Here is a 12,335-nt window from a genome sequence, read left to right as displayed (position 1 = left end):
CAATCAAGCAATTCGTGTGGGAGCTTATGGGCGGCTGTGTCGTCGATTAAGGAGGTGATCCAGCCGCAGGTTCCCCTACGGCTACCTTGTTACGACTTCACCCCAGTCATGAATCACACCGTGGTAACCGTCCTCCCGAAGGTTAGACTAGCTACTTCTGGTGCAACCCACTCCCATGGTGTGACGGGCGGTGTGTACAAGGCCCGGGAACGTATTCACCGCGACGTTCTGATTCGCGATTACTAGCGATTCCGACTTCACGCAGTCGAGTTGCAGACTGCGATCCGGACTACGATCGGTTTTGTGAGATTAGCTCCACCTCGCGGCTTGGCAACCCTCTGTACCGACCATTGTAGCACGTGTGTAGCCCAGGCCGTAAGGGCCATGATGACTTGACGTCATCCCCACCTTCCTCCGGTTTGTCACCGGCAGTCTCCTTAGAGTGCCCACCTTAACGTGCTGGTAACTAAGGACAAGGGTTGCGCTCGTTACGGGACTTAACCCAACATCTCACGACACGAGCTGACGACAGCCATGCAGCACCTGTCTCAGTGTTCCCGAAGGCACCAATCCATCTCTGGAAAGTTCACTGGATGTCAAGGCCTGGTAAGGTTCTTCGCGTTGCTTCGAATTAAACCACATGCTCCACCGCTTGTGCGGGCCCCCGTCAATTCATTTGAGTTTTAACCTTGCGGCCGTACTCCCCAGGCGGTCAACTTAATGCGTTAGCTGCGCCACTAAGATCTCAAGGATCCCAACGGCTAGTTGACATCGTTTACGGCGTGGACTACCAGGGTATCTAATCCTGTTTGCTCCCCACGCTTTCGCACCTCAGTGTCAGTATCAGTCCAGGTGGTCGCCTTCGCCACTGATGTTCCTTCCTATATCTACGCATTTCACCGCTACACAGGAAATTCCACCACCCTCTACCGTACTCTAGCTTGCCAGTTTTGGATGCAGTTCCCAGGTTGAGCCCGGGGATTTCACATCCAACTTAACAAACCACCTACGCGCGCTTTACGCCCAGTAATTCCGATTAACGCTTGCACCCTCTGTATTACCGCGGCTGCTGGCACAGAGTTAGCCGGTGCTTATTCTGTCGGTAACGTCAAAACCGTCACGTATTAGGCAACGACCCTTCCTCCCAACTTAAAGTGCTTTACAATCCGAAGACCTTCTTCACACACGCGGCATGGCTGGATCAGGCTTTCGCCCATTGTCCAATATTCCCCACTGCTGCCTCCCGTAGGAGTCTGGACCGTGTCTCAGTTCCAGTGTGACTGATCATCCTCTCAGACCAGTTACGGATCGTCGCCTTGGTGAGCCATTACCTCACCAACTAGCTAATCCGACCTAGGCTCATCTATTAGCGCAAGGCCCGAAGGTCCCCTGCTTTCTCCCGTAGGACGTATGCGGTATTAGCGTTCCTTTCGAAACGTTGTCCCCCACTAATAGGCAGATTCCTAGGCATTACTCACCCGTCCGCCGCTGAATCAGGGAGCAAGCTCCCTTCATCCGCTCGACTTGCATGTGTTAGGCCTGCCGCCAGCGTTCAATCTGAGCCATGATCAAACTCTTCAGTTCAATACTGCTTGGGTTTTGAGAAAACCCTAAACTTGGCTCAGCAATCGCAATGCTTCCCGAAGGAAGCCACTCATTCGAATTCTCGTCTGAGTATTTGTGATGCTGATAATCATTGTGACAATCAGTCCAACTCACAAGCACCCACACGAATTGCTTGATTCATTTGTTAAAGAGCGGTTGGTTGAGCCGTTCGCTTCAACCGAGGCGCGCATTCTACGCTAACCTCACATCGTGTCAAGCGTTTATTTCGGAAGTTTTCAGAATTTCTCGTTCAACTTCAAACACTTGACCGCTTCACTTACCTCTCGAAGCGGGAGGCAAATTCTACAGCACTACAACCTGCTGTCAACCACCTTTTTCACCGCATCCGACCCGGAGACCGAAGCCACTTCCTGCTTACCCGAACCGCTAACTCGTTGATTCTCAAGAAGTTTGCCGTTCCGTTGTCGCTGGAAGTGGGGCGCATTATAAGGGGTTTCGAAAGGCCGTCAAGCACTAGTTTGGGAAATATCGCGTTTTCTTGAAGGCCGCTTCAGCGAGCGGGCAACCAACGGCACGCGGCACAGCATCAACAGCGCACCCGCGCCTGCATAGAGGCCCCACTCTGCCCAATTAGCGCGCACCACCCAAAGGAAATGCAGCAGGGCCAGCCCGAGCACGACGTACACCGATTTATGCAGCAGTCGCCAGCGCTTGCCCAGCTTACGCTGGCTCGCCCGGTTCGACGTTACCGCGAGAGCCAGGAGAACCAGCCAGGCCAGCGCGCCGACGATAATGTAGGGGCGCTTGCGTAGCTCCACGCCGAGCTGGCTGAAGTCGAAACCCAATACGAAGAATAGATAGGCAACCAGATGCAGCGTCGCGTAGGCGAAGCACCACAAGCCCAACTGCCGCCGAACGATCAGCCAGCCGCTCCAGCCGGTCAGGCGCTGCAGCGGTGTCATGCTCAGGGTAATCAGCAGCAGCACCAGAGCGCCCAGGCCCAGCCGAATCAACAGTACCTTGCCCGGGTCCGGACCCAGCGCGAAGATCCATGCCTGATAAACCCAGTACACAGGCAAGGCCGCTATCAATACGAACGCGCCCAGCCGAAACCACGGATAGCGCATCAATAGTTCTTCCTCAGGTCCAGGCCCGTATAAAGGTTGGCGACTTCTTCGGCATAGCCGTTGAACATCTGCGTTTCCCTTACATTGGGCGCGAACAATCCGCTGGGCAAACGTCGCTCGCGAGCCTGGGTCCAGCGCGGATGGTCGACCTGAGGGTTCACGTTGGCATAGAACCCATACTCGTCCGGCGCGATCGATTGCCAGGTAGTCGACGGCTGTTCGGCGACCAGGCTGATCTTCACGATGGACTTGATGCCTTTGAAGCCGTATTTCCAGGGCACCACCAGGCGCAGTGGCGCGCCGTTCTGGTTGGGTAGCTCGCGACCATACATGCCCACCGCCAACAGGGTCAGCGGGTGCATCGCCTCGTCGAGACGAAGCCCCTCTTCGTACGGCCAGCGTATATAGGAGAAGCTGGAGCGCTGGCCCGGCATCGAGGCCGGATCCTGCAGGGTTTCGAAGCGTACATAGCGCGCCCTGGAGGTGGGCTCGACCCGCTTGAGCAATTCCGCCAGCGGAAAGCCCAGCCATGGGATGACCATGGACCAGGCTTCCACGCAGCGAAGCCGGTAGATGCGTTCTTCCAGTTGGTAGGGTTTGAGGACGTCTTCAAGGGCATAGGTACCCGGCTTGGTCACCTCACCGTCTATGACCACGGACCAGGGCTGGGTCTTGAGGCTTGCGGCATTTTCGGCCGGATCGGACTTGTCCGTGCCGAACTCATAGAAGTTGTTGTAATGCGTGGCGTCTTTATAGGGCGTGATTGCTTCGCCCGGCGCGGTGACGGCTTGCCAGCGGACCTGGCCAAGCTTGGCCTGAAGCCAGGCGGGGGCAGCACCGGCCTCCACCCCCTCGTAGCGGGACACCTCCCCTTCGGCCCATGCTGGCAAGGCACTGCCCGCGGCAAGGGCGGCGCCAGCGCCCATCAGGGCGCGTCGAGAAAGGTAGATCGCTTCAGGCGTGACTTCAGACTCATGGCAAGCCGACGCCGGGGAAACCTTGATGATCATGGGGCACGCTCCGTACATAACCTTGAACTGTATGACGAAGCCCGCCCCGTTTTATTCACCGGTGCCGACGAAGGCGCAGCAGATGTTGCACTGGTCCGGAAGCAGCATAGACCACGAAGATCAGCAACAGGATGCGCGGCGGGTCGATGAACACTACGGCGAATACCAGCACTACCGCCAGGATGGCAACGAACGGCACACGCCCCTTGAGATCCAGCTCCTTGAAGCTGTTGTACTTGATATTGCTGACCATGAGCATGCCCGCGCCAGCGACCAGGATTGCAACCAGGAAGGAAAGCTTGGCGCCGGGAATATCGAAGTCGCTCAAGGCCCACACCGTGCCTGCCACCACACCCGCCGCGGCCGGGCTGGCCAGGCCGATGAAGTAGCGCTTGTCGGCCTTGCCCACCTGGGTATTGAAGCGAGCCAGGCGCAATGCCGCCCCCGCCACATAGATGAAAGCGACCATCCAGCCCACCTTGCCCATGGCGCCCAGTGCCCAGACGAAGGCCAGCAGTGCTGGCGCCATGCCGAAGGCGATCATGTCCGACAGTGAGTCGTATTCGGCGCCGAACGCGCTCTGGGTATTGGTCATGCGGGCCACTCGGCCATCCAGGCCGTCGAGCACCATGGCGACAAAGATGGCGATGGCCGCGAAGGAGTAGTACTTCAACGCTTCGGCCGAGTTACCGGCGCTCAAGGCGCTCTGCGCGGTGATGGAGCTGATGATGGAGTAGAAGCCGGCGAACAGGTTGGCCGTGGTGAACAGGTTCGGGAGCAGGTAGATGCCGCGGTGGCGGACTCTGCGCCCTTCGGCGTCCCGACCTTCTTCCACATGCTCATCGATGGGCAGCAGGCTATCGACGTCGGGCGCCGCATTCGGCTCTTCGGGGCGTTCGCTCATAAACAATACCTTGCAACGTGTGAAAAATTTCGACCGGCGCCAGGGACGAGGGTTCGTCCACAAACGTTGCAGCTTTATACCAGAACCCCGCTGCGTTAACGAAAAAACGCGGCCTAGGCCGCGTTCTTCCAGGCGAAGAATTGAATCAATTCTTGGCTTTGTCGACGATCTTGTTCGCGGAAATCCACGGCATCATCGAACGCAGTTGCTCGCCGATCACTTCGATGCCGTGGGCCGCGTTGTTACGCCGCTTGGCGGTCATGGAAGCGTAGTTGGAAGCGCCTTCGGAGATGAACATCTTGGCGTATTCGCCGTCCTGGATACGCTTGAGGGCATTGCGCATGGCCTGGCGGGACTCGGCGTTGATGATCTCCGGGCCGGTGACGTATTCACCATATTCGGCGTTGTTGGAGATCGAGTAGTTCATGTTGGCGATGCCGCCTTCGTACATGAGGTCGACGATCAGCTTCAGCTCGTGCAGGCACTCGAAATAGGCCATCTCGGGTGCATAGCCGGCTTCGACCAGGGTTTCGAAGCCTGCCTTCACCAGTTCGACGGTACCACCGCACAGTACGGCCTGTTCACCGAACAGGTCGGTCTCGGTTTCGTCCTTGAAGGTGGTTTCAATGATGCCGGTACGGCCACCGCCTACGCCGGCGGCATAGGACAAAGCGACGTTCTTGGCGTTGCCCGAAGCGTCCTGGTAGATGGCGATCAGGTCAGGAATGCCGCCGCCCTTGACGAACTCGGAACGCACGGTGTGGCCCGGAGCCTTGGGCGCGATCATGATCACATCCAGATCAGCGCGTGGCACTACCTGGTTGTAGTGGATCGAGAAACCGTGAGAGAAGGCCAGGGTCGCGCCCTGCTTGATGTTCGGCTCGATCTCCTGCTTGTACAGCTGGCCCTGGAATTCGTCCGGGGTGAGGATCATCACCAGGTCGGCGGAGGCAACCGCGGTGGCGACATCGAGCACGCGCAGGCCATGAGCTTCGGCCTTGGCAACGGTGGCCGAGCCCTTGCGCAGGCCGACGACAACGTCCACACCGGAGTCTTTCAGGTTGCACGCCTGGGCGTGGCCCTGAGAACCGTAACCGATGATGGCGACTTTCTTGCCCTGGATGAGGGACAGGTCGCAGTCTTTGTCGTAATAAACTTTCATGAAATTCCCCTGGTTATCCTGGCCGTCAGGCCATCTGCAAAATAGTGGTTCAGATGCTCAGCACTTTGTCGCCACGAGCGATACCGGTCACGCCGCTGCGCACGGTTTCCAGGATCGAGGCGGTGCCCACGGCCTGGAGGTAGCTGTCCAGCTTGTCGCTGGTGCCGGTCAGTTGCACGGTATAGACGCTGCTGGTCACATCGACGATCTGGCCGCGGAAGATATCGGTGGTACGCTTGACCTCGGCACGCTGGGCGCCCGTGGCCTTGACCTTGACCAGCATCAGTTCACGCTCGATGTGCGCGCTTTCGGAAAGATCCACCAGCTTGACCACCTCCACCAGCTTGTTGAGGTTCTTGGTGATCTGCTCGATGACTTCGTCGTGGCCGATGGTGGTCAGGGTCAGACGCGACAGGGTCGGATCTTCCGTGGCCGCCACGGTCAGGCTTTCGATATTGTAGTTGCGTTGGGAGAACAGCCCGACGACGCGGGACAATGCACCAGGCTCGTTTTCCAACAGCAGAGAAATGATATGCCGCATGGTCAGGTCCGCTCCGTCTTGCTCAGCCACATGTCACGCATCGAGCCGTCCTTGATCTGCATCGGATAGACGTGCTCGCTGGTATCGACCTGGATGTCCAGGAACACCAGGCGGTCTTTCATGGCAAAGGCTTGCGCCATCATGGGCTTGAGGTCTTTCAGGTCGGTGATGCGCATGCCGACGTGGCCATAGGCCTCGGCCAGCTTCACGAAGTCCGGCAGCGATTCCATGTACGAATGCGAATGGCGACTGCTGTAGTTCATGTCCTGCCACTGGCGCACCATGCCCAGCACGCCGTTGTTCAGGTTGACGATCTTCACCGGCAGCCCGTACTGCATGCAGGTGGACAGTTCCTGGATGTTCATCTGGATACTGCCTTCACCGGTTACGCAGGCTACGTCGCTGTCCGGGAAGTTGAGCTTCACGCCCATGGCGGCCGGGAAGCCGAAGCCCATGGTCCCAAGGCCACCGGAGTTGATCCAGCGGTTGGGCTTGTCGAAGGGGTAGTGCTGGGCCGCGAACATCTGGTGCTGACCCACGTCGGAGGTGACGAAGGCATCGCCCTGGGTCACGTCCCAGAGGGTACGGATCACCGTCTGCGGCTTGATCAACGGGCCATCGCCCTGTTCGTAAGGGAACAGGCCATGCTCGCCACGCCATTCGGCGATCTGCTTCCACCAGGCGGCGACCGCTTCCTTGTCCGGGGTCTGGCCCAGCTCCTTGTAGGCGGCGACCATCTCGGTCAGCACGCTGTCCACAGGCCCCACGATAGGCACGTCCGCCTTGATCGTCTTGGAAATGGAAGCTGGGTCTATATCGACGTGAATGATCCTGGCATTGGGGCAGAACTTGGCCGCGCCATTGATCACCCGGTCATCGAAGCGCGCGCCCACGGCGAAGATCACGTCGGCATGGTGCATTGCCAGGTTGGCCGTATAGCTGCCGTGCATGCCCAGCATGCCGAGGAACTGCCGGTCAGTGCCAGGGTAGGCACCTAGGCCCATCAGGGTGTTGGTGACCGGCGCGTTGAGCAGGCGCGCCAGCTCGGTCAAAGGTGCCGAGGCGCCGCCCAGGATGACGCCGCCCCCGGCGTAGATCACAGGGCGACGGGCCGCGACCAGCATCTCGGCCGCCTTGCGGATCTGCCCGGAGTGGCCACGCACGGCTGGCGAATAAGAGCGCAGCTTGACCTTCTTGGGATAGACGTATTCGAACTTTTCCGCCGGGTTGGTCATATCCTTGGGGATATCCACCACCACCGGGCCAGGACGCCCGGACTCGGCTAAATAGAAGGCTTTCTTCAGCACTTCGGGAATTTCGGACGGGTGCTTGATCATGAAGCTATGCTTCACGATGGGCCGGGAGATACCGATCATGTCGGTTTCCTGGAAGGCATCGGTGCCGACCATGGTGCTGGGCACCTGCCCCGACAGCACCACCATGGGGATCGAGTCCATGTAGGCTGTGGCGATGCCAGTGATCGCGTTGGTAGCGCCCGGCCCGGACGTCACCAATACCACGCCGGCCTTGCCGGTGGCACGGGCATAGCCGTCGGCCATGTGGGTGGCGGCCTGTTCATGGCGGACCAGGATATGGGCCACCTCGGGTTCCTTGAACAGGGCATCGTAAACATGAAGGAGAGCACCGCCAGGGTACCCGTAGATGTGCTTGACACCCTCGTCGCGCAAAAAGCGGACGACCATCTCAGCGCCGGATAAGAGCTCCACGTTGTTCACCTCTAAAACGCCAGAATACCGCCGGAAGGCGGGTCCATTAGGTTTACTGCCAAGCAGAGCATGAGCGACGGTGGTCGCCGACTACGTCAGCACTGACTGAGCAAGTATTGGGACTTCCCCAAGTATTGCGGGGGTTTCCCACCCAGCGCGAGGTAACGCGTTGCGGGTGTAACAGGTCGGCGCGGGTGTGCGCCTCATGATCTGCTGAGCGGGTCTGCTTCTGGCAGTCCCTTCACAGCGGACTTTGGATTGTTGTGAATCGTGTTTCTCAAGTCAAGCGATCTGTTGCCTTTCTGCTTCTGTGGTAATTTGCCTCCAACTCTCATTCACTGACGGAGCGGACATGCGCCTAGGATGCCTGGTAGCCGGCCTGATGCTGGCTTCGATGGGGTCGCTGCAAGCGGCTCAGGTGTACAAATGGGTAGACGCCAACGGCGTGACGCATTTCGACGCCAAGCCTCCGGCCGGGCAGGCCGCAACCCCGATCGACACCCATGCCCCGCCGCCGGCCAGCCCACCGAAGGGCAAGGCCGGTGATGACAGTATCGATGACGATCCGGAGCAAAAAGCGGTGGACGCTCGAGTCCGGGAGCAAGTCGCCGAGCAGGAAGAGAAAACCAAGGAGTTTTGCGACCAGGCCCGCACGAACCTGGCGCAACTGAACAACAACCCGCGGGTACGCCAGGAAGTCGATGGGGAGCTTCGCCGGCTGACCGAGCAGGAGCGGCAAGCCAAGATCAGCGAAACCCGCCAGGCCATCGCCGACCAATGCCGCTAGGGCGAGCGCTCGATCAGGCCTGCGGGCGGCCACTGATGAGGCTGTCGAACCTGCGAAGCGAGGCCATGAGTTCGCCCCCCTCCCCTGGCCGGTGCATATAGACCATTTCGGCCATCGCGAGGATGCCCGAGGCGTTGGGCAAGGCCAGGCCCTGTTCGAGGATCACCTTCATGCGGGGCAGGAAGATCCACTGCAGCCACTGCTCGAACCCCAGCGTGTCCACACAGAACGGCTCCACACTGGCCAGGGCCTCGGCGCTGGGCGGTGTTTGCGCCCACTCACCGGCCTGGCGCAGGGCCCGCTCGATCAACAGCAGTTCGTCCGCGATGGCGGGCAGCCGATCATCCATGTTCTTCAGCCCCTGACGTTCTGGCGAGCCTGGGCGGCGCCTGCGGCGTCCCCTTGCTTCTCGCGGGCCTGGGCGATGGTTTCCCACAGGCGCGCCTGGAGGTCCGGCCGACCGTTGGAGTAGCTCAGCGCCCGGCGGGCGAACTGCTCGGCCTGGGCCGCGTCGCCCTGGGCCAGCCTGACCTGCGCCAGGCGGAACAGCACCTGGGGTTCGCGAGGGGCGATACGCTGGGCCCGCTCGAGGCTGGACGAAGCACCGTTCAGGTCACCGCCTCCTTGTTGCTGTTGAGCGGTAGTCAGCAGTGCCAGCACCGGACCATCCAGTTGCTCGTCGGCCGCCAGGCCACCGCTGGACACGCTGCCGGAGGGAATGCCGCTAGGCGCCGGCGCGCGGCTCGGGCTGCTGTAGAGGCTGCCGGTGGCGGCACCTGGTGACGTCGGGGCGCTATAGCCTGGCCCATCGGTAACCGGCCCTGGGGTGATCGGGCTTGTGCTGATGGGCGCGGCGCTGGCCTGGATAGGCGCGCTGGCGGTCGGGACCATTACGGTCACGCCGCTATCCTCGGGCACGGCCTGCACCGGTGCCCGGGCGACTGGCGCGCGGTAGGCGCCATTACGGTTGGCCGACACGCGCTCGCTGTTGGAAACCGCCGACCCTTGCTCGACCACGGGAATCGAACCCTGGGGCACGCTGGCACAGCCGTGTAGCATCGCCGCCGCGGCCATCATGGGAAACCACCACTTCTTCACGTCAGTTCCTCAGTCAATTCAGCCAGCCCTTGATCCAGTCCATGACCGGATCTTCGCCCCCGCCGGGCCCGCTGTTGCAGGCGGTGCCCGCGGCGGGCTCACTGCCCCGAATATACGGCATCTGCACCGCGTTCGGGCACCCTTCGGCAGAGCCCTGCCCGGTATGGGCGTCTACCCAGGCCAGCACGATGTTGTCCGGCACGGCCATGTTCAGCGGCAAGGGGTCCGCCTTGCGCATGAAGCTGGTCCACACCTGCAAAGCGCCGGTGGCACCGGTGTAGGGCGTCTTGCCGTTATCGTCGCGGCCCATCCATACCACGGCGAGCAGGTCCTGGCTGAAGCCGGCGAACCAGCTGTCGCGCGAATCGTTGGTGGTGCCGGTCTTGCCCGCCAGGTTCAGGGATGATGGCAATACGTTGTAGACCGAGCGTGCGGTGCCTTCGCGCACCACTCGCTGCAAGGCCGTCTGGATCAGGTAGATGCTGCCCGGATCGAAGCGCTGCTGGATCTGGAAGGGGTAGCGCTTCAACGGCTGCCCCTGCGCGGTGAGCACGCTGCGGATGCCGCGCATGGGGGTGTTGTAGCCCCCGTTGGCGATCGTCTGGTAGACCGTGGCCACCTGCATCGGCGACAAGGCCCCGGCGCCCAGCAACATGGACGGGTAAGCCGGCCAGTTCACCTCTACCCCAAGCTTGCCCAGGGTCTTGAACACGTTGGGCACGCCCAGGTCCAGGCCCAGGCGCGCGCTGGACAGGTTATAGGAGTGTGCCAGCCCCTGGTAAAGGAAGATGGTGCCGTTGGACCCCCGCTCGTAGTTCTGCGGGCTCCACACCTGGCCATCGGCGCCTTTCACCGAGAAGGGTTCGTCCTTGATCCAGCTGGTAAGAGTGTACTGGCTCGGCTTTTCCAGGGCGGTGAGATAGATGGCGGGCTTGACCAAAGAGCCGATCGGCCGCACTGCGTCCAGTGCCCGGTTGAAACCGGCGAAACCTGCCTGGCGGCTTCCCACCAGGGCCTGCACTTCGCCACTTTCCGGGTTGGTGACCACCATGGCCGTTTCCAGGGCGTCGCCGCCCTTGCGCGCCGAGAAACGCTTGAAGCTTTCGGTCACGGCCGCTTCGGCCTTCATCTGCAGGATAGGATCGAAACTGGTGAAGATCCGCAGGCCCTCACCGGTCAGGTCCTCCTCCTGGTAATCCTCGCGCAACTGCCGTTTGACCAGGTCCAGGAAGCCGGGGAAGGAACTGTCGGCCAGGCTGCCGCGCCCAGTCACCCCCAAAGGCATCTTCTTGGCTGCCACCACCGCCTCCGGCGTGGCGACACCCTGTTCCTGCAGCAGATCGAGTACCAGGTTGCGCCGCTCCAGCGCCCGCTCCGGATACCGCCGGGGGTTATAGTAGGACGGCCCCTTGACCATGCCTACCAACAGGGCCACCTGGTGCAACCTGAGCTCCGACAATGGCTGGCTGAAGAAGAACTGGCTGGCCAGGCCGAAACCATGGACCGCGCGCTGCCCGTCCTGGCCGATGAACACTTCGTTGAGGTAGGCCTCGAGGATTTCCTGCTTGCTGTAATGCAACTCCAGCAGCACGGCCATCATGGCCTCGGTGAGCTTGCGGCTCAGGCTGCGCTCGTTGGTCAGGTAGAAGTTCTTGACCAACTGCTGGGTCAGCGTACTGCCGCCCTGCCGCATCTGTCCGCTGGAAGCATTGACATAGACAGCCCGGGCGATGGATTTCGGAGAAACGCCGAAGTGATGGTAGAAGTCCCGGTCTTCCACGGTAACCAGGGTGTCGACCAGATAAGGCGGCACCTGGTCCAGCTTGATAAGAATCCGATCTTCCAGGTTCTTCGGGTAGATGCCGCCGATCAGGAGCGGTTCGAGTCGTACCACCGGCAGCTTTTCGCCCCCCGTGCCGGAGAGCTCGGCGACATAGTCGCCATTGAAACGCACCCGCACGGGCCGCGCCTGCTCCAGGCCTTCATAGAACTGGAACCCTCGGGTGTTGAGCGAAACCGTGCTGCCGACCACCGCCACCTGGCCAGGGCCATCCACAGCGTTGGTGCGCCGGTAGCCCAGCGCATCGAGTTCAGTGAGGAAATCCTTCAGTACAAGCTTCTGCCCGACGAAAAGCTCCAGGGGGCGTGCATACACCTTGGCCGGAATGGTCCAGCGCTTGCCTGAGAATTTTTCCTGCACCACGGCATCGAGGTAGACGGCTACGCCGGCCAGGGCGACCAGCCCTACCAGGCCAAGCTTGAACACCCAACCCAACAGGGCACGGGTACGACTTCTGGCGGGACGAGAGGATTTGCGGGGGGATCGGCTACGTGTCATGGCGGCGGATTATACGCAGTTTGCCCCGTTGCAGACAGAAACCTCGTTGCGGTTTGCAGCACCGGAACGAGCCGC

10 protein-coding genes and 1 rRNA gene are annotated in these 12,335 nt (G+C 60.8%); 1 reads left to right on the top strand and 10 read right to left on the bottom strand.

What is annotated here, in order from left to right:
- Positions 1 to 47: 47 nt before the first annotated feature.
- The 7 genes from BN1188_RS01470 to BN1188_RS01440 all read right to left on the bottom strand — a co-directional run bounded on the left by BN1188_RS01470 (position 48) and on the right by BN1188_RS01440 (position 8,037).
- Positions 48 to 1,584: ribosomal RNA gene (locus BN1188_RS01470) — 16S ribosomal RNA — on the bottom strand.
- A 488-nt stretch (positions 1,585 to 2,072) separates the two neighbouring features.
- The gene (gene msrQ / locus BN1188_RS01465) at positions 2,073 to 2,693 is read right to left on the bottom strand and encodes a protein-methionine-sulfoxide reductase heme-binding subunit MsrQ (RefSeq protein WP_040259393.1); all 621 of its coding nucleotides are present in this window, start codon (positions 2,691 to 2,693) and stop codon (positions 2,073 to 2,075) included.
- A complete protein-coding gene (msrP, locus tag BN1188_RS01460) occupies positions 2,693 to 3,703 on the bottom strand; it encodes a protein-methionine-sulfoxide reductase catalytic subunit MsrP (protein WP_040259392.1) in 1,011 nt (336 codons plus the stop codon). Before msrP ends, msrQ begins: the two co-directional genes overlap by 1 nt.
- Before the next feature lie 55 nt (positions 3,704 to 3,758).
- A complete protein-coding gene (gene pssA / locus BN1188_RS01455) occupies positions 3,759 to 4,607 on the bottom strand; it encodes a CDP-diacylglycerol--serine O-phosphatidyltransferase (protein WP_040259391.1) in 849 nt (282 codons plus the stop codon).
- 145 nt (positions 4,608 to 4,752) lie between these two features.
- Positions 4,753 to 5,769 carry a ketol-acid reductoisomerase gene (ilvC, locus tag BN1188_RS01450; RefSeq protein ID WP_040259389.1) on the bottom strand — a complete coding sequence of 339 codons (1,017 nt, stop codon included), beginning with the start codon at positions 5,767 to 5,769 and terminating at the stop codon, positions 4,753 to 4,755.
- A 49-nt stretch (positions 5,770 to 5,818) separates the two neighbouring features.
- Positions 5,819 to 6,310 carry an acetolactate synthase small subunit gene (ilvN, locus tag BN1188_RS01445; protein WP_040259387.1) on the bottom strand — a complete coding sequence of 164 codons (492 nt, stop codon included), beginning with the start codon at positions 6,308 to 6,310 and terminating at the stop codon, positions 5,819 to 5,821.
- Positions 6,311 to 6,312: 2 nt separating this feature from the next.
- On the bottom strand, positions 6,313 to 8,037 hold the full coding sequence (locus BN1188_RS01440) for an acetolactate synthase 3 large subunit (RefSeq protein ID WP_040259416.1): 1,725 nt from the start codon (positions 8,035 to 8,037) through the stop codon (positions 6,313 to 6,315).
- Between the two features lie 352 nt (positions 8,038 to 8,389).
- On the opposite strand from BN1188_RS01440, the gene BN1188_RS01435 reads away from it, so the two are divergent.
- Complete coding sequence (locus BN1188_RS01435; protein WP_040259386.1) at positions 8,390 to 8,824, top strand: DUF4124 domain-containing protein; 435 nt, start codon at positions 8,390 to 8,392, stop codon at positions 8,822 to 8,824.
- 13 nt (positions 8,825 to 8,837) lie between these two features.
- On the opposite strand, the gene BN1188_RS01430 is transcribed toward BN1188_RS01435, so the two are convergent.
- Genes BN1188_RS01430 through mrcB form a run of 3 tightly spaced genes read right to left on the bottom strand, consistent with a single transcriptional unit; the run spans position 8,838 to position 12,260 of the window.
- Positions 8,838 to 9,173: a YqcC family protein gene (locus tag BN1188_RS01430; protein WP_040259384.1), complete on the bottom strand. Its 336-nt coding sequence runs from the start codon at positions 9,171 to 9,173 to the stop codon at positions 8,838 to 8,840.
- Between the two features lie 5 nt (positions 9,174 to 9,178).
- Positions 9,179 to 9,922: a tetratricopeptide repeat protein gene (locus BN1188_RS01425; protein WP_040259383.1), complete on the bottom strand. Its 744-nt coding sequence runs from the start codon at positions 9,920 to 9,922 to the stop codon at positions 9,179 to 9,181.
- A 13-nt stretch (positions 9,923 to 9,935) separates the two neighbouring features.
- Entirely contained in the window at positions 9,936 to 12,260 is a 2,325-nt protein-coding gene (gene mrcB, locus BN1188_RS01420; protein WP_040259382.1) for a penicillin-binding protein 1B, read from the bottom strand.
- Positions 12,261 to 12,335: the final 75 nt, after the last annotated feature.

The sequence above is a fragment of the Pseudomonas massiliensis genome, assembly GCF_000826105.1.
Taxonomy (GTDB): domain Bacteria; phylum Pseudomonadota; class Gammaproteobacteria; order Pseudomonadales; family Pseudomonadaceae; genus Aquipseudomonas; species Aquipseudomonas massiliensis.
The sequence above is the reverse complement of the archived record's forward strand: the minus strand, read 5'-3'. Positions and strand labels throughout refer to the sequence as shown.

Excerpts from the sequence above, each read along its gene's own strand:
- msrQ (WP_040259393.1), bottom strand. The coding sequence starts at position 2,693 with ATGCGCTATCCGTGGTTTCGGCTGGGCGCGTTCGTATTGATAGCGGCC.
- msrP (WP_040259392.1), bottom strand. The coding sequence starts at position 3,703 with ATGATCATCAAGGTTTCCCCGGCGTCGGCTTGCCATGAGTCTGAAGTC.
- ilvC (WP_040259389.1), bottom strand. The coding sequence starts at position 5,769 with ATGAAAGTTTATTACGACAAAGACTGCGACCTGTCCCTCATCCAGGGC.
- ilvN (WP_040259387.1), bottom strand. The coding sequence starts at position 6,310 with ATGCGGCATATCATTTCTCTGCTGTTGGAAAACGAGCCTGGTGCATTG.
- BN1188_RS01430 (WP_040259384.1), bottom strand. The coding sequence starts at position 9,173 with ATGGATGATCGGCTGCCCGCCATCGCGGACGAACTGCTGTTGATCGAG.
- pssA (WP_040259391.1), bottom strand. The coding sequence starts at position 4,607 with ATGAGCGAACGCCCCGAAGAGCCGAATGCGGCGCCCGACGTCGATAGC.
- BN1188_RS01435 (WP_040259386.1), top strand. The coding sequence starts at position 8,390 with ATGCGCCTAGGATGCCTGGTAGCCGGCCTGATGCTGGCTTCGATGGGG.
- mrcB (WP_040259382.1), bottom strand. The coding sequence starts at position 12,260 with ATGACACGTAGCCGATCCCCCCGCAAATCCTCTCGTCCCGCCAGAAGT.